This is a genomic window from Mesorhizobium sp. M0522, from assembly GCF_040321085.1.
Lineage (GTDB): Bacteria > Pseudomonadota > Alphaproteobacteria > Rhizobiales > Rhizobiaceae > Mesorhizobium.
Map to the genome: position 1 here is coordinate 176516 of NZ_JAMYQW010000007.1, position 22186 is coordinate 198701.

24 protein-coding genes and 2 pseudogenes are annotated in these 22186 nt (G+C 62.8%); 12 read left to right on the forward strand and 14 right to left on the reverse strand.

The features are described 5' to 3' along the window. Positions 1 to 77: 77 nt before the first annotated feature. The gene (locus tag NKI58_RS11665) at positions 78 to 2069 is read right to left on the reverse strand and encodes a PhoX family protein (protein WP_352787044.1); all 1992 of its coding nucleotides are present in this window, start codon (positions 2067 to 2069) and stop codon (positions 78 to 80) included. 201 nt (positions 2070 to 2270) lie between these two features. Between NKI58_RS11665 and NKI58_RS11670 the strand changes: the two genes are divergently transcribed. The 3 genes and pseudogenes from NKI58_RS11670 to NKI58_RS11680 form a co-directional block, all read left to right on the forward strand. Beyond that, positions 2271 to 2609, forward strand: a complete 339-nt coding sequence (locus NKI58_RS11670) for a hypothetical protein (RefSeq protein WP_023679017.1) — start codon at positions 2271 to 2273, stop codon at positions 2607 to 2609. 14 nt (positions 2610 to 2623) lie between these two features. Beyond that, positions 2624 to 3325: a phosphatase PAP2 family protein gene (locus tag NKI58_RS11675; protein ID WP_352571569.1), complete on the forward strand. Its 702-nt coding sequence runs from the start codon at positions 2624 to 2626 to the stop codon at positions 3323 to 3325. A 259-nt stretch (positions 3326 to 3584) separates the two neighbouring features. Then, positions 3585 to 3834 (forward strand): annotated as a pseudogene (locus tag NKI58_RS11680) (sodium-independent anion transporter); the annotation flags it as partial. Between the two features lie 16 nt (positions 3835 to 3850). Here NKI58_RS11680 and NKI58_RS11685 read toward each other — a convergent pair. Then, complete coding sequence (locus tag NKI58_RS11685; protein WP_352787042.1) at positions 3851 to 4711, reverse strand: SMP-30/gluconolactonase/LRE family protein; 861 nt, start codon at positions 4709 to 4711, stop codon at positions 3851 to 3853. Positions 4712 to 4826: 115 nt separating this feature from the next. Here NKI58_RS11685 and NKI58_RS11690 point away from each other — a divergent pair, with 115 nt between their 5' ends. Then, positions 4827 to 5615 (forward strand): helix-turn-helix domain-containing protein, encoded by a 789-nt coding sequence (locus tag NKI58_RS11690; RefSeq protein WP_352724840.1) that lies wholly within the window; start codon positions 4827 to 4829, stop codon positions 5613 to 5615. On the opposite strand, the pseudogene NKI58_RS11695 reads toward NKI58_RS11690, so the two are convergent. The 3 genes and pseudogenes from NKI58_RS11695 to NKI58_RS11705 all read right to left on the reverse strand — a co-directional run bounded on the left by NKI58_RS11695 (position 5612) and on the right by NKI58_RS11705 (position 7881). After that, positions 5612 to 6422, reverse strand: a pseudogene (locus NKI58_RS11695) (C40 family peptidase). The gene NKI58_RS11690 and the pseudogene NKI58_RS11695 sit on opposite strands and share 4 nt — an antisense overlap. Before the next feature lie 41 nt (positions 6423 to 6463). Next, positions 6464 to 7411 (reverse strand): CHAD domain-containing protein, encoded by a 948-nt coding sequence (locus tag NKI58_RS11700; protein ID WP_352787041.1) that lies wholly within the window; start codon positions 7409 to 7411, stop codon positions 6464 to 6466. After that, complete coding sequence (locus NKI58_RS11705) at positions 7408 to 7881, reverse strand: CYTH domain-containing protein (RefSeq protein WP_023679010.1); 474 nt, start codon at positions 7879 to 7881, stop codon at positions 7408 to 7410. Before NKI58_RS11705 ends, NKI58_RS11700 begins: the two co-directional genes overlap by 4 nt. An 88-nt stretch (positions 7882 to 7969) precedes the next feature. Between NKI58_RS11705 and NKI58_RS11710 the strand changes: the two genes are divergently transcribed. From NKI58_RS11710 to NKI58_RS11725, 4 genes are read left to right on the forward strand one after another with little or no spacing between them, the layout of a single operon-like run. Next, positions 7970 to 8686: a CerR family C-terminal domain-containing protein gene (locus NKI58_RS11710; RefSeq protein WP_352825231.1), complete on the forward strand. Its 717-nt coding sequence runs from the start codon at positions 7970 to 7972 to the stop codon at positions 8684 to 8686. Then, the gene (locus NKI58_RS11715) at positions 8683 to 9636 is read left to right on the forward strand and encodes an HlyD family secretion protein (RefSeq protein ID WP_352787039.1); all 954 of its coding nucleotides are present in this window, start codon (positions 8683 to 8685) and stop codon (positions 9634 to 9636) included. Before NKI58_RS11710 ends, NKI58_RS11715 begins: the two co-directional genes overlap by 4 nt. Further along, complete coding sequence (locus NKI58_RS11720) at positions 9633 to 10553, forward strand: ABC transporter ATP-binding protein (protein WP_352787038.1); 921 nt, start codon at positions 9633 to 9635, stop codon at positions 10551 to 10553. Before NKI58_RS11715 ends, NKI58_RS11720 begins: the two co-directional genes overlap by 4 nt. Next, the gene (locus tag NKI58_RS11725; RefSeq protein WP_352787037.1) at positions 10550 to 11698 is read left to right on the forward strand and encodes an ABC transporter permease; all 1149 of its coding nucleotides are present in this window, start codon (positions 10550 to 10552) and stop codon (positions 11696 to 11698) included. The genes NKI58_RS11720 and NKI58_RS11725 overlap by 4 nt, the downstream gene beginning before the upstream one ends. Positions 11699 to 11734: 36 nt before the next feature. On the opposite strand, the gene NKI58_RS11730 is transcribed toward NKI58_RS11725, so the two are convergent. The 3 genes from NKI58_RS11730 to NKI58_RS11740 form a co-directional block, all read right to left on the reverse strand. Beyond that, positions 11735 to 12388 carry a glutathione S-transferase family protein gene (locus NKI58_RS11730; protein WP_352787036.1) on the reverse strand — a complete coding sequence of 218 codons (654 nt, stop codon included), beginning with the start codon at positions 12386 to 12388 and terminating at the stop codon, positions 11735 to 11737. 92 nt (positions 12389 to 12480) lie between these two features. Continuing rightward, positions 12481 to 13458: a threonine ammonia-lyase gene (locus tag NKI58_RS11735; protein WP_352787035.1), complete on the reverse strand. Its 978-nt coding sequence runs from the start codon at positions 13456 to 13458 to the stop codon at positions 12481 to 12483. Positions 13459 to 13664: 206 nt separating this feature from the next. Continuing rightward, positions 13665 to 13982, reverse strand: coding sequence for a hypothetical protein (locus tag NKI58_RS11740; protein WP_023679003.1), 318 nt, complete (start codon positions 13980 to 13982; stop codon positions 13665 to 13667). Positions 13983 to 14163: 181 nt separating this feature from the next. Here NKI58_RS11740 and mbfA point away from each other — a divergent pair, with 181 nt between their 5' ends. Then, positions 14164 to 15147 carry an iron exporter MbfA gene (gene mbfA, locus NKI58_RS11745; RefSeq protein WP_352451856.1) on the forward strand — a complete coding sequence of 328 codons (984 nt, stop codon included), beginning with the start codon at positions 14164 to 14166 and terminating at the stop codon, positions 15145 to 15147. Positions 15148 to 15153: 6 nt separating this feature from the next. On the opposite strand, the gene NKI58_RS11750 is transcribed toward mbfA, so the two are convergent. From NKI58_RS11750 to NKI58_RS11760, 3 genes are all read right to left on the reverse strand, one after another. Next, the gene (locus NKI58_RS11750; protein ID WP_352575316.1) at positions 15154 to 15498 is read right to left on the reverse strand and encodes an antibiotic biosynthesis monooxygenase family protein; all 345 of its coding nucleotides are present in this window, start codon (positions 15496 to 15498) and stop codon (positions 15154 to 15156) included. Continuing rightward, positions 15495 to 15827 carry an NIPSNAP family protein gene (locus NKI58_RS11755; protein ID WP_352575317.1) on the reverse strand — a complete coding sequence of 111 codons (333 nt, stop codon included), beginning with the start codon at positions 15825 to 15827 and terminating at the stop codon, positions 15495 to 15497. The genes NKI58_RS11750 and NKI58_RS11755 overlap by 4 nt, the downstream gene beginning before the upstream one ends. 96 nt (positions 15828 to 15923) lie before the next feature. Beyond that, positions 15924 to 16031: a DUF1127 domain-containing protein gene (locus NKI58_RS11760; RefSeq protein WP_352787034.1), complete on the reverse strand. Its 108-nt coding sequence runs from the start codon at positions 16029 to 16031 to the stop codon at positions 15924 to 15926. A gap of 178 nt (positions 16032 to 16209) precedes the next feature. Here NKI58_RS11760 and NKI58_RS11765 point away from each other — a divergent pair, with 178 nt between their 5' ends. Further along, positions 16210 to 16884, forward strand: coding sequence for an ArsR/SmtB family transcription factor (locus NKI58_RS11765; protein ID WP_023678998.1), 675 nt, complete (start codon positions 16210 to 16212; stop codon positions 16882 to 16884). Between the two features lie 119 nt (positions 16885 to 17003). Here the strand turns inward: NKI58_RS11765 and ligD are convergent, their stop codons facing one another. From ligD to NKI58_RS11780, 3 genes are all read right to left on the reverse strand, one after another. Then, the gene (gene ligD / locus NKI58_RS11770; protein ID WP_352787033.1) at positions 17004 to 19505 is read right to left on the reverse strand and encodes a DNA ligase D; all 2502 of its coding nucleotides are present in this window, start codon (positions 19503 to 19505) and stop codon (positions 17004 to 17006) included. A gap of 9 nt (positions 19506 to 19514) precedes the next feature. Further along, positions 19515 to 20366, reverse strand: coding sequence for a non-homologous end joining protein Ku (ku, locus tag NKI58_RS11775; protein WP_352619954.1), 852 nt, complete (start codon positions 20364 to 20366; stop codon positions 19515 to 19517). Between the two features lie 119 nt (positions 20367 to 20485). Next, the gene (locus tag NKI58_RS11780) at positions 20486 to 20992 is read right to left on the reverse strand and encodes a YciE/YciF ferroxidase family protein (protein WP_352473615.1); all 507 of its coding nucleotides are present in this window, start codon (positions 20990 to 20992) and stop codon (positions 20486 to 20488) included. A gap of 407 nt (positions 20993 to 21399) precedes the next feature. On the opposite strand from NKI58_RS11780, the gene NKI58_RS11785 reads away from it, so the two are divergent. Both NKI58_RS11785 and NKI58_RS11790 read left to right on the forward strand, forming a co-directional pair. Then, on the forward strand, positions 21400 to 21546 hold the full coding sequence (locus NKI58_RS11785) for a hypothetical protein (protein WP_023678994.1): 147 nt from the start codon (positions 21400 to 21402) through the stop codon (positions 21544 to 21546). 257 nt (positions 21547 to 21803) lie between these two features. Further along, on the forward strand, positions 21804 to 22184 hold the full coding sequence (locus NKI58_RS11790; protein WP_245274773.1) for a thiol-disulfide oxidoreductase DCC family protein: 381 nt from the start codon (positions 21804 to 21806) through the stop codon (positions 22182 to 22184). The last annotated feature ends 2 nt before the right edge of the window (positions 22185 to 22186 follow it).

Below are 22186 nucleotides of genomic sequence, written 5' to 3' on the forward strand. Positions count from 1 at the left end.
TGGATGCATCCCGTATCGGAAGGAAGGATTTCGTATGGCCGAAATCCTTCCTTGAGACTGCAAGACCTTGCTGCGTGTCAGACCGCGATCTTGCCGCCGCCTTGCCTGGTGATGGCAACGACCGCCGGGCGCACCGGCATGTCCGGCTTGAAGTCGGGCCAGCGCGTCGACAAATCCTCATAGTAGGACGGACGGCCGAAAGCCTCCCAGTCCTCGCCGCCGTCGCCCGGATGCTGGACGGCAACGAAGGCGGTCTGGTCGTCCGGCGCAAACAGGGGACCGCACATTTCGGCGCCGATCGGCACGCGGAAGAACAGCTTTGATGTCGCCCGTGCCGTCCCCTCCGTATCGACAGCCCACAGACCATCGGTGCGGCCGGTGGCTTTCGGGCCTTGGCCGTCGGTGGCGACCCAGAGGCGACCAGCCGAATCTACCGTGCAATTGTCCGGCATGCCGAACCAGCCATTGGCGGTGGTTGCGGTCGAGAAGGTGGCGCCGACGTCGGTCACAGCGGGATCGCCGCATTTCAGCAGGATTTCCCACCTGCCCTTTGTCGCGGTGAAATCACCGCCGTCCTCGACGATCTCGATGATGTGGCCAAAGGCATTTTCGGCACGCGGATTGGCAGCGTCGACCTGGTCGGCCTCGCGCTTCGAATTGTTGGTCAGCATGACATAGACCTTGCCGTTGGCGGCATTGGGCTGGATGTCTTCCGGGCGGTCCATCTTGGTGGCGCCGAGCAGGTCGGCGGCGCGGCGCGTCTCGATCAGCACGTCGGCCTGGCTGGCAAAGCCGTTCTCCGCCGTCAGCGGCCCTTGGCCGAAGACGATCGGCAGCCATTCGACCGAACCGTCGTCGGCAAACTTGGCGACATGCAAGGTGCCGTCGTCGAGCAAATCCATGTTCGCGGCGCGGTTGTCCGGATTGAACTTGCCTGTGGTGACGAACTTATAGACATAGTCGAAGCGCTCGTCGTCGCCGAGATAGAAGACGACACGGCCATCCTGGGCGACGATCGATTCGGCGCCCTCATGCTTGAAGCGCCCCATCGCGGTGCGCTTCCTCGGCACCGAAGTCGGATCCAGGACGTCGACCTCGACGATCCAGCCGAAGCGGTTCGGCTCGTTAGGCTCCTTGCCGATGTCGAAACGGCCGTAATGCGCTGCCCATTCATAGGCACCTTCGGGAATGCCGAGGCGCTTGTAATTGGCCGCCTCCTTGTGGCCCTGCGGCAGCTCGCCCGAGAAATAGCCGTGGATGTTCTCCTCGGCCATGACATAGGTGCCCCACGGCGTGACGCCGCCGGCGCAATTGTTGATGGTGCCGATGACCTTCGTGCCGGTCGGATCGGCGCTGGTCTTGACGCGGTCGTGGCCGGCGACCGGGCCGGAGAGCGCGATCTCGGTGTTGGAGGTGATGCGGCGGTTGAGCTTGCCGTCGCGAACGACCTGCCATTTGCCTGATACCTTGCGTATCTCGACGATAGTGCCGCCATGCGCGGCCATCTCGACATCCACTTGCTCCTTGCTGAGGGGTGCTTGCTTGGCTTTGCCATCGATGATGGTGACGAGGCCCGGAAACATCAGGTGCGGATTGGTGTATTCGTGATTGACGACCAGCAGGCCGTGCTCGGCCGAGCCGTCGATCGGGATATAACCGACATAGTCGTTGTTGTAGCCGAATTGTCTGGCCTGGGCTTCCGCCGACTGTTTTGTCGGATCGAATTCCGGCGAATCGGCGAACAGCGGATCGCCCCAGCGCAGCAGTACATCGGCGTCATAGCCGGGTGCGATGTGATGCTTGTCGTCGATGCCGGCCTCGAGCTCGTCAAAAGCGAAGGCGGAGCCTTCGGCGGCGCGGGCATTGTCGGCGGTGATCAGCGCCAGCGGGCTGACGGTAGCGGCTATGGCCGAGACGGCAAGCGAGCCCTTGAGGAAGCCGCGGCGCGAGAACCGCGCGGCGATGATCTCACCCATGGTGCGGTTGTCGGTGGGATTGGCTCCTGGCCCATCGTTTTCCTCGAGCAGGCTGGTGCGAAAATGGGCGTCAGGGGAGCGATGTTCGGTCATTGGGCCTGCCTCTGGCTGGATGGATTGCTGGAGCGTGTTGCCTGGCCAATCCGGTATCGCCGGCAGGTCACAGTTTGATGACATGCCGGCTAATTGCCGCCTGCGATTTCGTATCCAACATCGGCCCCGCTTGACCGCGACCGGCGCTTCGGAAACAAGAGCTGCGGCAGGCGCGTAGGGACCGCATCGGGAGGAACAAAAGTGAGTTTCTGGGGACTTGGGCAGCTCTGCGTTTCGACGGTGATCTTCCTGCTGGCGGCGATGGCCGCAAAACAGTGGGGGCTGGCGCCGAGCCTCGGCAAGATTGTGCTGACGTTGGCGCTCTATTCGCTGGGCAATCTGATCATGCTGAGGCTGATCCGTGAATTCGGCATGTCGGTGTCGTTCAGCCTGTCGGCGGTGATCCAGCTGGTGTCGGTGAATGTGGTGGCGCTGGTCTTCTTCGGCGAGCGCGTCAATGCCTTACAGGCAACCGGCATCGTGCTTGCCATCGCAGCTGTGGCGCTGATCACGCTCGGGCCCTATCTGCAAAGGCTGTAACTGCGATCGGGCCGATGAAGAAGATTGCAAGCAGACTGCGCAACTGGCTGGAGTTCCCGGTTCTGCTGGCCGGGCTGGTCATTGCCGGCGGGCTGTGGGGGTTCGAGGAGCTGATGGAGCTGGCGCGGGCCACCACGCCGCATGCCTTCGACACCGAAATCCTGCTTGCCTTCCGCGAGGCCGGGCAGCCCGACAATCCGATCGGACCGGCGTGGCTGGAAGGGGCGATGCGCGATATCACCAGCCTCGGCAGCGCCAGCGTACTGGTGCTGATCACGGCAGCAATGATCGTCTATCTGCTCCTTATCCGCAGGCCAGGCGCGGCGCTTCTCATGTTCGTCGCGGTAGCGGGCGGCCAGCTCCTGTCAAGCGTGCTGAAATTCGATATCGACCGACCGCGCCCTGATCTGGTCTCGCATCTCGCCGATGTGGCATCGCTTTCGTTTCCGAGCGGCCACGCCATGCTGTCGGCGGTGACATATTTGACGCTGGGCAGCATGGCGGCGCGGTTTTTGCCCGGGCGGACAACGAAGATCTATGTACTCGGGCTGGCGGTGCTGACGACGGTGGTGGTCGGCATCAGCCGCATCTATCTCGGCGTCCACTGGCCGTCCGACGTATTGGCCGGCTGGTGCGCCGGCTTTGCCTGGGCGATGCTGTGCTGGCTTGCGGCACGGTTCCTGCAGCGATGGCTTGGGCGGGCCGACGGCACCTGACTCAAATCAGCCTATTGATCAGGCCATGACCGCAGCCTGCCAGCAGGAAAACCATCGACAGCAAGGCTGTCGAGGTCGCCAACGCTTTGGATATCTTCACCCGCTCATCCTTTTGAAGTCGTGCCTGTGCATTCGGGATCGCAGTGGATGTCCCGCCAAACGATGCCGAGGTTTGTAGCATGACTGCGCATCGGCTGGCAAAGAGTGCTGCATGTTTGGAGGCAGACCATCAATCCTTGGTGCAGGAAGACGTCGCCGACCGCGCCAGCGCCGGAACTTCATCCTCGACTGTTCGGCGGTGCCGTTCTTCGATTCGACGGCAGCCAATGTCATCGAGGGTGCGGCCCACAAGGCGAGCCGCGCCGGCGTTCGCTTCATTATATCAGGCGCTTCACCGCAGGATACGCCGCATGCTGATCAACCACGGTGTCAAGCGGCCGCTGGTGACTTATGCCGCCTCGATCACGGATGCGCGGGCGCAGCTGAGGAAAGCCGCGCCCGCCGCCTGAGCCGGCAACTGCCGGCTTAGTCGAGGCCCAACGCTGAGACCTCGCCCTCGTTCATCAGCGGCACGAAGATTGTCGACCTGCCGTCGGTGCCGATGTCGGCGCTGCCCGGTTTGAACGTCGCAACCACTTGCGGCGTACCGCCGGCTTTGTAGCGGTAGAGCGTGCCGGTCATATAGGCAGTGGCGTAGATGCTGCCGCCGATGGCGACGACGCCATCGAGGTTGGCAAACTTTTCCGCGCCAGCCAGTGGCGAAACGGCCTTGGTAGCAAGATCGACCGAGAGCAGGCCGCCCGGCTCCGCGGTGCTGAAGTCGGGCTTGATGCCCTTGCCCCACGAAGCGACGATCAGCCGGCCGCCATCGGCGAAGATACCATTCGGCGAAGCAAGCGCCGCATCCCTGACGAACAGTTCGGGCCGGTCGCCGTCGATGCGATAGATCGTATCGGCAAGCATATCCGTGACGTAGATCTTGCCGGACGCGTCGGCGGTCACGTCGTTGAGGAAGACCGCGTTCGGCACGTCGATCGTCGATGTTAGCTTGCCGCTTGCGAGATCGACGACGCGCACATGGGTGAGGTCGGCGACGTAGAGTTTGCCGCCGACAATCGCCATGCCCTTGGGCGCGTCCATGCCGTCGGTCCAGCGTTGCGTGACTAGCTTGCCGTCCATCGACAGGATCGACAGATAGCCGTTGCCGTCGGCTTCGCCGGGATTGCCGACGATGTTCGAGACGATAACGCGCTGGCCGGCGGCGTCGAACAGCGCCGATTCAGGCTGCTCGAGGCCGCCGGTGCGCCAGAGTTCAGCGGCCTGAACTGCCGGCGCGGCCGCGATGCCGACCAAGGCGAGAAGTATCGAGGTGAAGAGGCTCTTCATGGCTAGTCTCCTGTAATGGACTGGCGGAGAGCTAAGCCTTTCGATACTTTTCGGGAAGATCTATCAGGACTAGTACCGAAGGCTGATACCAAATCGTGCAAAAGAGGTGCATCCCATGAACGGCCTGATCTTCGAAGCGCTGAAGCGGACGCTTAAGGCAAAGGGCATCACCTATCGCGTCCTTGCCGAGCGGATGGGTGTTTCCGAGCCTACGGTGAAGCGCATCTTCCACGAGCGCAACTGCAAGCTCGACCGGCTGATGGAGATCTGCATTGCCGCCGGCGTAGAGTTGGAGAACGTGCTCGGCTCTATGAACAGAGGACCAGGACCCGCCAACCAGATCGCGCCGGAGATCGAGCGCAAGCTCGCCGGGCGGCCGGCACTGCTGTTCGTCTTTGTCATGCTTTCCGAGAAATTCACGCCGGAAGGCATCATGCGCTCACAAGGATTGAGCGAGGCTTCGATGTTCCTCTATTTGCGCGACCTCGAGGAACTCGGCCTTATCGCGCTCGGTCGCGGCCTGTCGGCGAGGCTGCTGGTCGAGGCGCCGATCCAGTGGAATTTCGACGGGCCATTGCGGCCGCTGTTCGAGATGACCAACAAGACTTTTATCGGCTGGGCCATTACCCATCTTGAGCGCGAGGCGACGTTCGTCAGCTTCTCCAGGCGGATGCGGCCGGAAACGGCGGAAATGATCAAGCGCGAGGCTGAGGAATTGGCGGAGCGCGCCAAATTGCTTGCCCATCACGATCAGCACACGACGCCCGAAGACGGGCTGGTCGGTTACAAATGGACGTTCGCGTTCGGCGCAACGCCGTTCCCGGTGATCATGCCGATCGGGCCGCATCCGCGCGACGCAGGCGCGCGGACACCCGGCCGGGCCGCCGCAAAGCTACCGGCCTAGCCGCCACCCTGAGCCCTTGTCTCGGCATCGGCAATCCTGGGCTTGTCATCCCAGACCATCTGCCGGTAGTCGAAGCCGTATTCCAGCGTCGGCTTGACGATACGGAAATAGGGCGACAGGTCGAAATCGCGCGGCGTGTAGAGCGAGTGATGGCGGATGTGCAGGATTTCCCTGCGCGAATAGCTCGACTGGGCCGAGGCACGGCCAGGCGCCCGGGTAATCTCCGGCAGGATCGGGTAGCGGATCAGGCCATAGGCCTCGGCATCAGCGACGAGCAGATGGCGCGCGTCGGGTCGCCGGAACCGAAAGCCAGCATGCGGCGGCGCCAGCGCACCGGCACCGGCGGCAAGAAGTAGCGCAGCATGTCGAATATGTTCTTGAGATCGTATCTGAGACCGAGCCTGCCGATCATGAACGCGACGACCGCTTCGCGGTCATCCGGAGCCAGGCCACTCGCACGGCAGATGCGGGTGTTGTAGCTGCGATAGCGCGACAGCGGCACGGCGATGCAGCCATCGCCGAGCGTGACCTCGATCAGGCGCCGCCGCTCCGATCCGTCCTCCGGCTCCGGTAATGCATCGCCGACATAGAAGGCGGCATGCGACCAGGTCGACCGGGTGAGGTATTTGATCGCCGCCGAGATCTTCTGGTTACCTTCGATGAGCAGGATGTCGCCGGGCTCAAGCGTGCGGCGCAGCGTTTCGGCATCCGACGGCGTGTAAGGCTCGTAGCCGGACGATTCCTCCTGCAGCCGGCCTGCAAGCCAGCGGCCAAGTCGGTCAGAAGCGTGTCGCCGGGCTCGGTCATGCCAGACGGCGATTACCACAGGGCGGCAAATTAGACCATGATCAGCCCACGCCAGGCGCGCCGGCGTCTTCGTGCTGCGGTGCCGCTGTGAGATCTTCGCGCACCTTGCGGGCGAGCTTCCTCGTCGAGCGCTTCGGACTGTCGCCGAAAAGCTCGGCCGCCTCGGCGAGGCAGGTCTTTTTCAGGCCCTTTTCCGAGCGCTTCAGCAGCTTGGCAAGCAACCGCGTCTCCTCAGGGGGGCCGAGCGGTTGGTCCTCGGCATCTATAAGCGCGCGCATGACGAACACATCGTGGAGCTCGCCAAGCCGCTCGCCCAATTCGTCGACGGCCTTGCGCCGCGTCTTGATCGGCGTCGGCCACAGCCTGCCAAGCAGCGACAGGTGCATGCCATGCGTCTTGGCCGCCTTGCGCAGATCGTGAAAGTCATCGGCTTGGCCGCGCGAAGCCGCCTTATCCAGCGCTTTCCTGGCGCGGCGCAAAGTGGTGCGCGCGCCTTCGGCGAGCACGTCGGCAGCCTGCTCCGGCTGGTCGGGCAGAGCGAGCTTGTCGATCCGGGCGACACCTTTCTCGCAAGCGGAAATCGCCGCGCCTATCGCAGCATCGAGGCCTGCTCCGCCATGCAGTTCATGCTGGCGCGCGACGAGCCTGTCACGCACGGCACCGAGGCCATCGCCGGCACTTTGCTCGGGAAAGCTTGCCGCCAGCCGGTCGATTGTTTCCACCAGTGCGGTCGCCTCGCGCGGGCCGGCAAGCAGGGCCGCCACCTGGCGGTAGCACTGATTCTCCGTCACGCAGAATGTTTCGTCTCCGGAACGGACAAGGCGCAGCAAGGCGCGGACGTTCTTCAGCCGTTTGCGGCATTTGTGCAGCCCCTGTTCGGGCCTGTCACGCGCGGCGTCCAGATGGACAAGCGCCTTGCCGATCTCCTCGGCGAAGATGCGCCTGACCTCTCCGGTCAGCGACATGCGCGGATCGATACGAAAGCTCATGCGACGATCTCCGGAATCCCCCCAAGGGCGAGCGACGCGTTGTAAAATCTCGGCTCGCCGGTGACTTCACGGCCGAGCCAATGTGGCAGCATTTCGTCCTGTACATCATCCGGCGTCTCGAGCTCGGCGATCACCAACCCCGCAAGCGTCCCGCCGAAGACATCGACTTCGTAGCGATAGCCGCGGTGTCTAACATGGTGGCGTGTCTTCTCGATGACATGTCCGATGGCAAAGGCCTGCATCTCCTGCGCCTCCGCCAAAGGTACCGGATATTCGAATTCATCGCGCTCGCGTGCCTGGCTGCCGAACTTGAGCGTCAGCTTGGCGGCCGCATCGTTGCTGATGCGCACACGCACCGTGCGGCTGGGTTCGGCGACTAGATAGAATTGACGGATATGAATGTCCGCCTCGACCATTGCCCGCCATTCCTCACCTGAGACCAGGAACTTACGCTCGATTTCCTTGCCCATGGCCAGGCACTAAAGCGCGCACGGCCAGAGTTGGCAAGCCGCTTGACCGCACTTGACTTTAATCATTCGATTGATTAAATTGTTGGCCATGATCAAATCGCCCAGCGCCAGCGGCCTTCCTCATGAGGCGCCCAAGACCGCCGCGGATATGACGCGGACGGCACTCGTGCGCGCGGCGCTGAAGCTGTTCGGACGCCAGGGTTTCGACGGCACGTCAACGCGCCAGATCGCGGCTGAGGCCAAGGCCAATATCGGCTCGATCGCCTATCATTTCGGCGGCAAGGAAGGGCTCCGCAACGCGGCGGCCGACTACATCGTCGACGCCATCCAGACCGTTGCCGGCCAGGCGATCGGCAATCTGCAAGCGCCGGCCGCGGCATTGGCGGACGACGAGGCCGCGCGGGCACATTTGGCCGTCGCACTGGAGCGGATGGTCGCCTTCATCGCGGCAAGGCCGGAAGCCGGCGAGATTGTACAGTTCGTCCTGCGTGAGCTGTCTCATCCAACCGCCGCGCTCGACCGTATCTATGATGGCGTGTTCGAACCGGCGCATCACCGACTCTGCCTGATCTGGGAACAGGCGACGGGCGAGCCGGCCGAGAGCGAGCGCACTAAACTCACCGTATTCACGCTGATCGGCCAGGTCGTCTATTTCCGCATCGGCCGCGAGGCAGTTATGCGCCGGATGGGCTGGCGCGAGATCGGCGACGACGAGGCCGGCAAGATCGCGGCAACAATAACCGACAATCTCAGCGCGATTTTAGCTCGGCGCGATTTGGCTGTCCGGAAGGATCGTGGATCATGAGCCTGCTCTGTTCTTTGCCGCTTGCCGCCCAGCTTTTCAGCGCCTGCGCGCCGGCAGCACCGCTCGCCGTCGGCTACGTCGAGGGCGATTATGTGCTGCTCGCGCCGATCGAGGTGGCGCAGGTCGAGACGATTGCGGTCAAGCGAGGCGACCGCGTCGCGCCCGGCACGCCGGTGGTGACGCTGGAAAACGCCGACGCCAAGATCGCCATCGCACAAGCCGAGGCGGCGCTTGCGCAGGCCCAGGCGCAACTTGCCGACCTGCAGGTCGGCAAGCGGCCGGAAGAGATCGCGGTGCTCAAGGCCGAGGTCGACATGGCCAAAGCACAAGCCGCCGACTCCAAACGCAGATACACCCGCGCCAGCGATTTGTTCAAACGCGGCACCGGCACGCAGGCCGACTACGACACGGCTTCCGCGGCTCTCGAGACGGCCAACGCGCAGGTCGGCCAGGCGGAGGCCAATCTCGCGGTCGGCGGGCTGCCGGCACGGCCCGAGACTATCAAGGCCGCCGACAATCAGGTCAGGCAGGCGCAATCGGCGCTGGAGCAAGCGCAGTGGCGGCTGTCGAAGCGCGTGCTGACGGCGCCTTCGCCCGGCCGGGTCAACGACGTCATCCGCAATCCCGGCGATACGGCCGGGCCGACGGCACCGGTTATCTCGATACTGCCGGACGGCGCGGTGAAGCTCAGCGTCTATGTGCCGGAAAGCGCGTTCTCGTCGGTCAACGTCGGCACGCTGCTCAACGTCCATTGCGACGGCTGCGGGTCGGGCGTGAAGGCACGCGTCAGCTATGTGTCGCCCGATCCGGAGTTCACGCCGCCGGTGATCTACTCGCTCGAGACCCGGCAAAAGCTGGTCTATCTGGTCGAAGCGCGGCCGGAGGGCGACGCCAGCGCCTTGCAGCCCGGGCAGATCGTCGACGTCGATGTGGCGGACATCAGAAAATGAACGTCATCGACGTGCACGGCCTGGTCAAGCGCTTCGGCGACAAGACCGTCGTCGACCATGTGACTATGGCTGTGGCCGAGGGCGAGATCGTCGGCTTCCTCGGGCCGAACGGCTCGGGCAAGACGACGACCATCCGCATCATGTGCGGCTTGCTGACGCCGGATGAGGGCGAAGGCACGGTTCTGGGCTTCGACATCCGCACCGACAGCCTGCGGATCAAACGCGAAGTCGGCTACATGACGCAGAGATTCTCGTTGTACGAAGATCTGACGATCGGCGAGAATCTCGAATTCGTGGCTCGGCTGTACCGGCTGAAGCCGCTCGACGAGCACGTGGCTAAGACGCTTGAGGCGCTCGGCCTGACATCGCGCAGGAACCAGTTGGCCGGTACCCTGTCCGGCGGCTGGAAGCAGCGGCTGGCGCTGGCCGCCTGCATCATGCACAAGCCGAAACTGCTGCTGCTCGATGAACCGACGGCGGGCGTCGACCCGAAAGCGCGACGCGAATTCTGGGACGAGATCCACCGGCTGGCGAGCGGCGGCCTGACCGTGCTGGTCTCCACCCATTACATGGATGAGGCCGAGCGCTGCCATCGCATCAGCTACATCTCCTACGGCAAGATGCTGGCCGCCGGCACGGTCGAGGACGTGGTGAGGAATGCCGGGCTGACCACCTTCGTCCTGCAAGGGCCGCGGCTCGATCAGGTCGCTGCCGCACTTCATGGCCGCCCCGGCGTCGACCAGGTGGCGCCGTTCGGCGCGACGCTGCATGTCGTCGGCTCCGACAGGACGGCACTTCAGGCAGCGCTCGCCGATGTCGAGAAAGAGCACGAGGGCGTTACGGTGACGCCCGGCGAGACCAGCCTGGAGGATGTGTTCATCCAGTTCATGTCCGGTTCGAAGGATAACATGGGATGAAAAATGGGACAAACAGCATCTTTTCGTTCGCCAGGCTAGGCGCGCTGCTGATCAAGGAGTTCATCCAGATGCGGCGCGACCGCATCACCTTCGCCATGATGCTCGGCGTGCCGTTGATGCAGCTGGTGCTGTTCGGCTATGCCATCAACAACGATCCGAAGAGCCTGCCGGCAGCGCTGGTGGCGATGAGCAGCGATCCTTACACACGAGCCATGGTTTCGGCGCTGCAGACCACCGGCTATTACCGCTTCGACCACGTCGCGCAAAGTGCCGCCGAAGCCGAATTCCTGATGGCGCGCGGCGACGTCGCCTTCGTCGTCACCATTCCCGCCGATTTTGCCCGGCGGGTCGAGCGCGGCGACAGCCCGCAGATTCTGATCGAGGCGGATGCGACCGATCCGGCCGTCGCCAGCGGCGCCATCTCGACGCTCGGCACCGTCGCCAACCAGGCGCTGCTCAGGGCACGCGGCATGCAGGAAACGGCGGCCGAGGCTGCCCGGGGCCAGCTCCAGGTGGTGGTGCACCGGCGCTACAATCCGGAAGCCGTCTCGCAATACAACATCGTGCCCGGCCTGCTCGGCGTCATCCTGCAGATGACGATGGTGATGATGACCTCGATCGCGCTGACGCGCGAGACCGAGCGCGGCACGATGGAGAACCTTCTGGCGATGCCGTCAAGCCCGCTCGAGATCATGCTGGGCAAGGTGCTGCCCTATCTGGCGGTCGGCGCCGTGCAGGTGCTGGTGGTGCTGGCAGCCTCGAAGCTTCTGTTTGCCATCCCCTTCACCGGATCGATGTCGCTGCTGTTGACGGCGGTCCTTATCTTCGTCTTGGCGCTGGTGCTGCTCGGCTACACGATCTCGACGATCGCCCGCACGCAAATGCAGGCCCTGCAGCTCACTTTCTTCTTCTTCTTGCCGTCGATCATGCTGTCCGGCTTCATGTTCCCCTATCGCGGCATGCCGGACTGGGCGCAGGTCTTTGGCGAGGTGCTGCCGCTGACGCACTTCCTGCGCATCATCCGCGCGGTGATGCTGAAGGGCGCCGAACTGCCGGCGGTGGCAACGGAAATCGGCTGGCTGGTGGTGTTCGTGGCGCTGTTCGCCGGTATTGCGCTGGTGCGGTTCCGCCGGACGCTGGATTAGGGTCGAACTCGATCCGCTTGTGCAAATGATCGAGATTCACACGGACTTGGCCTGGCCCGGGACCGGTGTCAATTCAGGCGCATTGAGCCCTTCGAAGGGATCGCGCCAGGCGTCGATTTCTTCGAGTTGAAGATACCAGCGACTGACAGAGGGATAGTCATCGAGCGGCAATCGGGCGACATCGTTGAAGGGCAGAAACGTCGCCATTCGAAAGTCGGCATAGGAAACCGAAGCGCCGACCAGCCATTCTCGCTGGGAAAGCTCGGCATCAAGTATGGCAGCGGCCGTCCGGAAGTCGCTAAGGCCCTCCTCAACCCGCGCCTGATCTATCGGGCCGAGCCCATAGCGCTGTTTGGTCCCGCGTTCGAAATGCACGACATCGCAGGCTCTTGCGAAGTTCTCTTTCCCCCAACTCAGCCATCGGATCATCTCGGGCTCGTCGTCGCCAGCGCGCCAGAAATCCGAATGCATATCGCGCGAAAGCCGACAGGCTATGGCGTCGGCCTCCCAGAGGCTTTTTCCTGAACCTATAAGGATGGGCAATGAAAGATTTGGATTGAGCGGCCGAAATCGCTCGGCCTGGCCCGGAGCGAAGGGAGAGGCGAATTCAAACTCGACCTTGGCGTTGAGATACCGTGCCACGGCGACGGCGAGGCGAGGATTGGTATTGCGGCTGAAGAACAGTTTCATTGATCTCAGTCTTTGAAGGGTACCGGTTCGACCGGGTGCAAGGGACGCTTGAGCACCTCGAATCGGCACATGAGCTGGAACTGGTTGCTATCCTAGCCGGCAGCAATGATCTCGGCATAGGTGCTGAGATCGACATTGCCACCGGAGAGCACCACGGCAATGCATTTGCCGGCAAGGTCGATTTCGCCTGACGACAGCGCGGCCAAGCCGACGCAACCGCCAGGTTCGACCACCAGCTTCAGACAAGCCATAGCGTCGCGCATCGCCTGTGTCACCGCGCTGTCGGAAACGGCGATGGCGCCGGCGAGATTCCTGCGGTTGATCTCGAAAGTGATCGCGCCGGGCTCGGCGACGAGAAGGGCATCGCAGATCGAGGTGTGGCCGGGCGCGTTCGACACCCTGGCGCCTTTGATCAGCGAACGGCGTGTGTCGTCGAAATGCTCGGGTTCCACGGCCCAGACGGCGGTGCCCGGCGAGGCGTCCTTGACCGCGATCGAAATGCCGCTGCTCAACCCGCCGCCGCCGCAGGGAACCACTACCGCATCGAGGCTGACGCCAAGCGCTCTTGCTTGGCGCATCAATTCGAGGCCGATCGTGCCCTGGCCGGCGATGATGGCCGGATCGTCGTAGGGCGGCACCAGGACCATGCCCTTTTCCACGTAAGAACGGACGACGGCAGTGCGATCGTCGCGGACCCGGTCGAAGGTGATCACTTCCGCGCCCATCTTCCTGACATTGCCGACTTTCATCGCCGGCGCATCGGCGGGCATGGCGATGACGGCCTTGACGCCGAACATCCCCGCTGCGGCGGCAACGCCTTGCGCGTGATTACCCGACGAGAAGGCGACGACGCCGCGGGCGCGTTCTTCCGCCGAGAGCGAGGAGAGCTTGTTGTATGCACCGCGGAACTTGAACGAGCCGGTGCGCTGCAACGTCTCGGGCTTGAACAGTATCCTGGCGCCGAAGCGATTGTTCAACTCCGGCGATTCGATCAGCGGCGTTTCGACGATCAGTCCGGACAATCGCGCTGCTGCGCTGTGAATATCGGCGATGCCGGGAGGGGTGGTCATGGCTAGGGTCCTGCAAGAGATGAGACCGCCTATGCTGCACGGAAAGGGAGGCGGCGCACCAATGAAAAAATGTGACCGTTACAATTCGTCCTTGGAGGCAGGAGAGTGGGGCGTGACTGTCCCCACCGCCTCCTCGGCCCTCTGCCATGCATTCGTCGCTTCAGTCGACAAATCGTTGTCGATTGAGCGGCATAGCCTGCCGCTCCTCACCCCAACAGCGTCTTTTGCCGTTTGGGGCCGCCCATCTTGCGCCAGGTGTTGAAGCGGTGGGTGGCGGCGGCGAAGGAGATCTTCATCTGCTGGGCGACCGAATAGCGCGACTTGCCCTCGTCGAACAGCCGATAGCAGCACTCGACGCCCTCCTCGGTCAACTTGCCGTCGGGAGCCTTGTTGTGCGGATTGGCGGGATCAAATTTTTCGACCTGCTGCTCGACCAGGCCTTTCAGGCGCTGCAGATCCGCCTCGATATTAGCGATAAGGTCGAGAACCGGTTTGGGATCAAACAGCTGCTGTTTTTCCGGCATCTGCGGCGTTCCTTTCTCTTAGTTGAGATTCGGTTATATAAGTGAACGTTTGCCGATAGCAACGGCGATGTGTTCGGGATTTTGAAGCCTGTACCTTTTGAGCATGAGTGGAGCGCACACGATTGACCGGCGACGTGCGAGGTCATAGTTTAGAACTATTCTAAACTAGGGTGAATTTCTCATGCTTTCCCGCGTTTTCGGCTTCGGCCGCCGTCCCTTTGAATCGCTCTCGGAACAGGAGATCCTGGCGCTCGCCATCTCCTCCGAGGAGGATGACGGGCGCATCTATCGCGCCTATGCCGACGGGCTGGCGGAGAGCTTTCCGCAATCGGCCAAGGTGTTCGAGGAGATGGCGGAGGAGGAGGACGGCCATCGCGATTCGCTGATCGAGCTTTACCGCAAGCGTTTCGGCGAGCGCATACCGCTGATCCGGCGCGAACATGTGAAGGGCTATTACGAACGCAAGCCGGACTGGCTGGTGAGGCCGCTCGGCATCGATCATGTGCGCAGCCAAGCCGAGGCCATGGAGCGGCAGGCCTACCTGTTCTATATCGAGGCGGCCAAACGCACAGGCGATGCGTCGACGCGAAAGCTGCTCGACGACCTGGCGATCGCAGAACAGGGCCACGAGACACTGGCGCAGCGGCTGGAGCAAAAGCATGTGCCGGGCGCGGTCAAGGACGAAGAAACGGCAGCCGAGCAGCGCCAGTTCATCCTGACCTATGTCCAACCGGGGCTGGCCGGGCTGATGGATGGCTCGGTGTCGACGCTGGCGCCGATCTTTGCCGCCGCCTTTGCCACGCATGATACGTTCCAGACCTTTCTGGTCGGGCTTGCCGCCTCGATCGGCGCTGGCATCTCGATGGGTTTCACCGAGGTGGCTTCCGACGACGGCAAATTATCGGGCCGCGGCTCGCCGGCAAAACGCGGGCTGACCGTCGGCGTCATGACGACGCTGGGCGGGCTCGGCCATGCGCTGCCCTATCTAATCCCGCTTTTTTGGACGGCGACCATTGTCGCCGCCGTGGTGGTTTTCTTCGAGCTGTGGGCGATCGCCTTCGTGCAGAACCGCTACATGCAGACGCCATTCTGGCGCGCCGCCTTCCAGGTGGTGCTGGGTGGCGCGCTGGTGTTTGCGGCAGGGGTGCTGATCGGGAATGCCTAACAGTCCTTAACCATTTACCGCCTGGCTGTCCTGAGGCGCCTCGGCGCGTTCGGTCAGGCCGTAATCGCGCACGACATGGGCGATGCGCAAACGATAGTCCGCAAAGATACCGCCGCGCCCGGCCTTCTGCGCCTGCCGATGTTCCTGCGTGTTGCGCCAGGCCTTCACCGCGTCCTCGTCGCGCCAGAAGGACAGCGACAGGATGCGGTTCGGATCGGCAAGGCTCTGGAAGCGCTCGATCGACAGGAAACCGTCGATGCCGTCGAGCAGTGGGCGCAGGTCGGCGGCGATGCCGAGATAGGCATCGCGCTTGCCCGCCGCCGGCTCGACCTCGAAGATGACGGCGATCATGGCTTCACCAAAGGAGCATGCGGCCCGGAGGCCAGCTTGAGGAAGATGCGGTCCTCCTTCAGAATGAATTTTTCCCGTCGGGCGAACTCGTAGTTCGCCTTGCCGGCGGGATCGGCGGCGAGCCGGGCGCGGTAGGCTTCGTAGGCCGCAAGACTGTCGATGTTGTAGGCGGCATAAGCCGTGTTGGCCGAGCCTTCGTGCGGCGCGAAATAGCCGATCAGATCGGCGCCGCAGCGCGGGATCGCCTGGCCCCAATTGCGTGCATATTCCTCGAACGCCGCCTTGCCGAACGGATCGATCTCGTAGCGGATGAAGCAGGTGATGGTCATTTTCGCCTCCTTGGCGGTGGATGTTTTCTTGCGGTCACAGTTCGAGCCGGATCGAAACGTTCCGAAGGTCGATATGCTAGGCAAATCCCTCGCTGATCATGCCTGCCAGAACGATTTCGCGCATTCGCGGCGGACGTCTTCAGGTGTCAGGCCAAGGTCACGCAGCAGATGATCGTCGATCTCGGCGAGGTCGAGACGCTGCAAATGACGGTCGTACCATCCGCTTCAGGAGCCGCAGCCGCAAGCGGCGCAAGACAATGAACGGGAACGGCCGGCGAGCAGGCGCGGCGCTGAGAATGGTCCTTGCAGGCATCGTTGTCTCCTTGATTTGCATCGAGACTAATGCTTTATCTGACGAGGATGCTTCGATGAGGAACGAACTATGCGCGAAGGACCTGACATAGCCCGAATTGCCAGCCTGGTGGGCGATCCGGCGCGGGCAAACATGCTGTCCGCACTGATGGGCGGCACGGCACTGACGGCGAGCGAACTGGCACTCGAAGCCGGGGTGTCGCTTCCGACAGCGAGCTCGCATCTGTCGAAGCTGATGGAAGGCGGGCTGCTGACACTGGCGAGCCAGGGGCGGCACCGCTATTACGGCCTCGCAGGCCCGCAGGTGGCGGGAATGATCGAAGCCATCACCGGCGTTGCCGCTGCGGTCGGACCGCAGAGGGTGCGACCCGGCCCTCGCGACGCGGCCATGCGCGTGGCGCGGGTCTGCTACGATCACCTCGCCGGCGAGCGGGCGGTGGCGATGCTGGACCGTCTTGTGGCTCGACAAGTGCTCCTGCGCGACGACAAGGTGATCCAGCTTGGGCCGTCGGCCGCCTCGCATTTCGCCGCGATCGGCATCGACATCCATACCAAAGCGCGGCGACCGGTGTGCCGCGCCTGCCTCGACTGGAGCGTGCGGCGTTCGCACCTCGCCGGCACGCTGGGCGCCGCCATTCTCGACAAGATCCTCGCCGAGAAATGGGCGCGGCGCGAGAAGGACAGCCGTGCCGTGATCTTTTCACCGGTAGGCAAGCAGGCCTTCGAGACGACGTTTCTCGCCTGACGGCTCGCTTCAATGCGCTAGAGCGGTTCGTCGTTTCACGGAAACGCCGAACCGCTGTATCTTTTTGTTTTGAAGCATGTCGTTGTCGCAAACCGCTGCACATTTTTGCGCGACATGCATTAGCCGCGCTTGAGCGGCTTGGCCTGCTTGAAAAAATCCGCCCAGGGATCGGCTTGCCCGAGCCGCTTCAGCGTCGTCTTGTCGCCGATCGGAAAGGCGTTCGGCGGCAATCCGGCCTCGATTTCCGCCCAGGTCACTGGCATCGATATCGTGGCGCCTTTTTTGGCGCGCGACGAATAAGGCGCAACCGTGGTGGCGCCGCGGCCGTTGCGCAGATAATCGACGAAAATCTTGCCGGTGCGCGCCCTCTTCGACAGCGTCGCCGTGTAGCGGTCGGGCGCGGCCTGTTCGAGCGCTCGGGCGAACTCATGGGCGAAGCCTTTGACCTCGTCCCAATCCGCCGACGGCTTCAGCGGCACGACGACATGATAGCCCTTGCCGCCCGAGGTCTTGACGAAATTCGGCAGGGACAGTTCGTCGAGCCGGCCGCGGATATCGAGCGCCGCGGCACGCACCGCCTTCACGTCGACGCCCTCGTCCGGATCGAGATCGAAGATGATCTGGTCGGGTTTTTCCAGCTCGTTGGTGGTCGAGCCCCAGATGTGGATCTCGACGACGCCCAGTTGCACCAGCGCCGCGACGCCGTCGAAATCGCGGACGAACAGGATTTCCTCGCCGTCCGTCGGATCCTTCATCACGGCTATTTTTTCACTCATGCCCGCTGAGGCATGCTTCTGGAAAAAGCGTGGGCCGCCGACGCCGTTCGGCGCCCGCACAAGGCTGAGCGGCCGGTTGATGATGAATTGCTTCATGCGCGGCCAGACCAGTGCATAATGATCGACCAGATCCTGCTTCGATACCTTCTCCTGCGGCCACAGAAGCTTGTCCGGGCGAGACAGCGTAACCGACGTTTTCGCCGTCCCGGCGGGTTTGGCGGGCTTTGCCTTGGGCTGCTCTGCCGGCGCTGAGTGTGCTTTCGGTTTCTCCTGCACGACTTCCTCCGCCGGCTTGTCCTCGCGCAGTCCCTGGAACGACGCGTGGCGTATTATACGGTCCGACGTCCAACTGCGAAACTCCACCTCGCCGACAAGTTCGGGCTTGACCCAGACCAGCCCCTTGCCCCTTGGCACCGCCCTGTCGAAGGGCGAGGACGTCGTCTTTAGCGCATCAAGCCTCTTCTTCAACTCGTTGGTGCTTTTGGCCGTGAAGCCGGTGCCGACGCGGCCGGCATAGCGCAGCTTGCCGCCCTCGTGATAGCCGACCAGCAGCGAGCGCAGGCCGCGCCCGGTCTTGTCCGACGGCATATAGCCGCCGATGACGAATTCCTGGCGCGCCGTGCATTTCGACTTCACCCACGAGGGAACACGACCGCTGCGGTAGGGCGCATCGGCACGCTTGGAGACGACGCCTTCGAGCCCCAGCCGGCAAGCATGCTCCAGCATGATCTTGCCGGGCTCGGCAAAGTGGTCGCTGAAGCGCACGGCCTGATCCTCGGCCTGTCCGGCGAGCAAAGTGCGCAGCCTTTCCTTGCGCTCGACCAGCGGCTCGGAACGGATATCCTCACCGTTGAGACGCAACAGGTCGAAAACGTAGTAGATGAAACGATCCGTGCGGCCCGCCGACAGATCTTGCTGCAGCAGCGAGAATGACGAGACGCCGTTATCCGCCAGCACGACGATTTCGCCGTCGATGATCGCATCGGTACATTTCAGGCCGCCAAGTGCCGCGACAATTGCGCCACCGAATTTGTCGGTCCAGTCGAGGCCGGCGCGTGTCAAAAGCCGCACCTCGGTGCCGGCAAGCTGCGACTGCATGCGATAGCCGTCGAACTTCACCTCATGCAGCCAGTCCTTGCCGGGCGGCGCGTCCCGCTCCAGCGTTGCGAGCGCCGGTTCGATGAATTCGAGCCGCCTTGCCGCGACTGCCTTCTTGCCGGTAGCCGGCCTGTCGGACTGCCAGACCCTTGGCTTCTTGCCGTGGGCGGTCTTGCCTTCGCCGACCTCCTCAATGGTCAGGCCGGATTTCACCGATTGCGGCGCCTCCTGCAAAATGTCCTCGCCCGGACGCGCGGCGGCATCGTCGGATTTGATCAGCAACCAGTTGTCACGCTTTTCGCCCGGACGCGGCTTCAGCCGCACCAGATGCCATGCGCCATGCAATTTGTGGCCATGCAGTTCGAAACTGATATGGCCTTTCTTCATCGCCTTTGCCGGGTCGCCATCGGGGACCCAAGTTCCCTCATCCCAGACAATGACCGAGCCGCCGCCATATTGGTCCTTCGGGATGGTGCCTTCAAACGGCGCATAGTCGATCGGGTGGTCCTCGACATGCACGGCGAGCCGCTTTTCGTGCGGGTCGAGGCTCGGGCCTCGCGTCACCGCCCAGCTCCACAGCACGCCGCCGTGCTCGAGACGAAGGTCGTAGTGAAGCCTGGTGGCGGCATGCTTGTGGATAACGAAGATGCCACCCGGCACGGCTTTCTTGCCGCGCGAAACCTTGCCGGCTGGTTCGGCCGTCTTCTTGAAATTGCGCTTGGCGTGATACTGCTCGAGGCTGGCCATGGGCGGATCCTAAGCAGATTTGCGCCGGGCGGCTTTGGACTTGGCGCCTTTTGCCGGGCGTCCGGTCTTTGCCGGCGCACCGGCTTCCGACGAAAGGCTCTTCTTCAGCGCATCGAAGAGGTTGACGACGTTGGAGGGCCGTGGTTCCGCCTTGGTCTTCGGTGCCTTCTTGCCGGCCTTCTTGGCGCGGACCAGCTCGATCAGGGCGTTTTCGTATTTGTCCTCGAATTCGGAAGGATCGAACTTCGCCTGTTTCTCATCGACAATGTGTTCGGCCAGCCTGATCATCTCGGCGTCGGTCTTCACCGGCTTGATGTCGCCGAACACCATCTCGGGCCTGCGAACCGTATCGCCATAGCGCAGGGTCGTCAGCAGCAGACCCTTGCCCAACGGCTCAATGACCACCGGGCGTTCGCGGCGATAGAGCACAATGCGGGCTAGCCCCGCCGTCTTCTTGGCGGCCATGGCGTCGCGGATGACGGCGAAGGCCTCTTCCGAGACCTCGTCCGCAGGCGTCACATAATAGGGCGCATCGAGATAGATCTGCTGGATCGAGGATTTTTCGATGAAACCATCGAGGCTCATCGTATGCGAGGATTCGATCTGCACGGCTTCGATCTCCTCCTCCTCGATTTGGACGAAGTCGCCGTCGCCGATCTCGTAGCCCTTGATCTCGTCGCCTTCATCGAGCGGCTTGCCGCTTGCCGAATCGACATAGACGCGCTTGACGGTATTGCCGGTCTTGCGGTTGAGCACGCGGAACGAGACTTTCTCGGCCTGGGTGACGACATTGGTCAGTTCGACGGCGCAAGTGACCAGCGAAAGCTTGAGATACCCTCTCCAGGCCGGGCGCGGCGCCATGACAAACTCCCTGCGCGACAATGTTCAACCGAGAACGGGCAAAGTCCGTTCCGGTTCCGGCGGCGCAAAAGGCAAGTCCGAGCTTTCAACCCAGCCTTGCCTTGTTCTCGCTCACTGCCCTACTCGGCGGCTTGCAGGTTGACCTTGCTTTCCGCTATTTCGGTAAGCTTGCGGTCGGTTGCCTGCTCCTCCTTGAGGTTGTTGGCCAACACATTGGCGCAGTCGCTGCGGCCCAGTTGCTTGGCCCAAGCAATCAGGGTGCCGTAACGGGTCATCTCATAATGCTCGACCGCCTGGGCGGAGGCGATCAGCGCAGCGTCGAGGACCTCCTTGTCGGCGATGTCGCCGCTGACGTCGTCGGCTTCTTCGAGAATGCCGTCGATGGCCGGGCAGTCGACCTGCTTGGCCTTCACGCCGTGCAGTTCGAACACCTGCTCGACACGCTGGATATGACCCTTGGTCTGAGCGAGATGTTTCTCAAAGCCCGCTTTCAGCTGCGGATCACTCGCCTTGTCGATCATCTTCGGCAGCGATTTCTCGATCTGTTTTTCAGCGTAATAGATGTCGCGCAGCGTGTGCACGAAGAGGTCGTCGAGGGTTTTGATATCCTTCGAAAAGAAACCCATGGCCTTTGCCTTTCCATTGCTCTTGCAGTTTCGGATTTTTTGGCTGCGGCCCACCCGAGCACCACAGCCTGCGGAGCCGGTTCGTCCCGGCACTGGGAAATCAACGTGCGGCTGACGGGCCGGTTCCTGGTTTTCCGGCCGCGTGCACGGAAATTTCGCGGTCCGGCAAAACCTGAAACAAAACCGCGCCTCTGCGACATTCAGGCGAAACATATGTGATGCAAAAGTCACACTGGACGAAATGCCGACGGACTGCATGGAAACACCGCGAATCAGCCGCATTCCAGCCATGAACAAAGGCATTTTCGACCAGAGATTAACATCGCGTTCACCGACTATTCACGCCTGGACGCTATGATCCCCGCAATTCGGAAGGGACATCCGAAACGGGACAGGGACCGAGTAAAATGAGCTTTTGGAATCAAATCGCCGGCTATGCCGCCGCCATCCGCGAATTCGTCGCGCCGACCTATCGGCCTGAGCGCTATTATATGCGCGGCCCAGGCCCCGCCTGCGCGCGCCGTGGCAACACGCTTGGGATCAGCGTGCGCTGATGATGAGCATGGAGAGCCGTCACGACAGCCGTATCTGCCGGCCCGACGCCGACAATCGGTCAACGACCTATCGCGCCGAGCGCCCTGCGCTGACCGACAGACGGCGTGCGACAACACCAGGCCTCTAGCATTCCGGGCTTTGATCCAGCCGCCGGCAGGCCTAGTGTCGCCTGACACCAGCTGCCGGGCGTCACGTGATCGTCAAGCCGAACCATTCTCCTGAGCCGCCAGAATTCGAATCAAGTCGCCCGTTGATCGTGTTCGACGGTATTTGCGTGTTGTGCTCGGGCTTTGTGCGCATGGTGGTGAAGCTCGACCGCAAGGGCCGCTTCCATTTCGTAACGGCGCAGTCGCCCTTCGGCGAGATGCTGTTCAAGAAATACGGGCTGCGGACGGATCGCTACGAGACCAATCTCGTCATCGTCGACGGCGCGGCTTTCACCCGCCTGGACAGTTTCGTTGCCGTCATGGCCGAACTCGGCTGGCCGTGGCGGGCGGCGCGGATCCTGCTGCTGTTGCCGCGCCCGCTTCGCGACTGGCTCTACGACCGCATCGCAAAGAACCGCTACGCCCTGTTCGGCAAGAAGGACAATTGCGAAATCCCTTCCGCCGAGGTGAGGGCAAGATTGATCGGCTAGGT

Bases quoted from the DNA above. Each gene is read 5' to 3' on its own strand.
- NKI58_RS11665 (WP_352787044.1), bottom strand. From the start codon at position 2,069: ATGACCGAACATCGCTCCCCTGACGCCCATTTTCGCACCAGCCTGCTC.
- NKI58_RS11675 (WP_352571569.1), top strand. From the start codon at position 2,624: ATGAAGAAGATTGCAAGCAGACTGCGCAACTGGCTGGAGTTCCCGGTT.
- NKI58_RS11685 (WP_352787042.1), bottom strand. From the start codon at position 4,711: ATGAAGAGCCTCTTCACCTCGATACTTCTCGCCTTGGTCGGCATCGCG.
- NKI58_RS11690 (WP_352724840.1), top strand. From the start codon at position 4,827: ATGAACGGCCTGATCTTCGAAGCGCTGAAGCGGACGCTTAAGGCAAAG.
- NKI58_RS11700 (WP_352787041.1), bottom strand. From the start codon at position 7,411: ATGAGCTTTCGTATCGATCCGCGCATGTCGCTGACCGGAGAGGTCAGG.
- NKI58_RS11705 (WP_023679010.1), bottom strand. From the start codon at position 7,881: ATGGGCAAGGAAATCGAGCGTAAGTTCCTGGTCTCAGGTGAGGAATGG.
- NKI58_RS11710 (WP_352825231.1), top strand. From the start codon at position 7,970: ATGATCAAATCGCCCAGCGCCAGCGGCCTTCCTCATGAGGCGCCCAAG.
- NKI58_RS11715 (WP_352787039.1), top strand. From the start codon at position 8,683: ATGAGCCTGCTCTGTTCTTTGCCGCTTGCCGCCCAGCTTTTCAGCGCC.
- NKI58_RS11720 (WP_352787038.1), top strand. From the start codon at position 9,633: ATGAACGTCATCGACGTGCACGGCCTGGTCAAGCGCTTCGGCGACAAG.
- NKI58_RS11725 (WP_352787037.1), top strand. From the start codon at position 10,550: ATGAAAAATGGGACAAACAGCATCTTTTCGTTCGCCAGGCTAGGCGCG.
- NKI58_RS11730 (WP_352787036.1), bottom strand. From the start codon at position 12,388: ATGAAACTGTTCTTCAGCCGCAATACCAATCCTCGCCTCGCCGTCGCC.
- NKI58_RS11735 (WP_352787035.1), bottom strand. From the start codon at position 13,458: ATGACCACCCCTCCCGGCATCGCCGATATTCACAGCGCAGCAGCGCGA.
- NKI58_RS11740 (WP_023679003.1), bottom strand. From the start codon at position 13,982: ATGCCGGAAAAACAGCAGCTGTTTGATCCCAAACCGGTTCTCGACCTT.
- mbfA (WP_352451856.1), top strand. From the start codon at position 14,164: ATGCTTTCCCGCGTTTTCGGCTTCGGCCGCCGTCCCTTTGAATCGCTC.
- NKI58_RS11750 (WP_352575316.1), bottom strand. From the start codon at position 15,498: ATGATCGCCGTCATCTTCGAGGTCGAGCCGGCGGCGGGCAAGCGCGAT.
- NKI58_RS11755 (WP_352575317.1), bottom strand. From the start codon at position 15,827: ATGACCATCACCTGCTTCATCCGCTACGAGATCGATCCGTTCGGCAAG.
- NKI58_RS11765 (WP_023678998.1), top strand. From the start codon at position 16,210: ATGCGCGAAGGACCTGACATAGCCCGAATTGCCAGCCTGGTGGGCGAT.
- ligD (WP_352787033.1), bottom strand. From the start codon at position 19,505: ATGGCCAGCCTCGAGCAGTATCACGCCAAGCGCAATTTCAAGAAGACG.
- ku (WP_352619954.1), bottom strand. From the start codon at position 20,366: ATGGCGCCGCGCCCGGCCTGGAGAGGGTATCTCAAGCTTTCGCTGGTC.
- NKI58_RS11780 (WP_352473615.1), bottom strand. From the start codon at position 20,992: ATGGGTTTCTTTTCGAAGGATATCAAAACCCTCGACGACCTCTTCGTG.
- NKI58_RS11785 (WP_023678994.1), top strand. From the start codon at position 21,400: ATGAGCTTTTGGAATCAAATCGCCGGCTATGCCGCCGCCATCCGCGAA.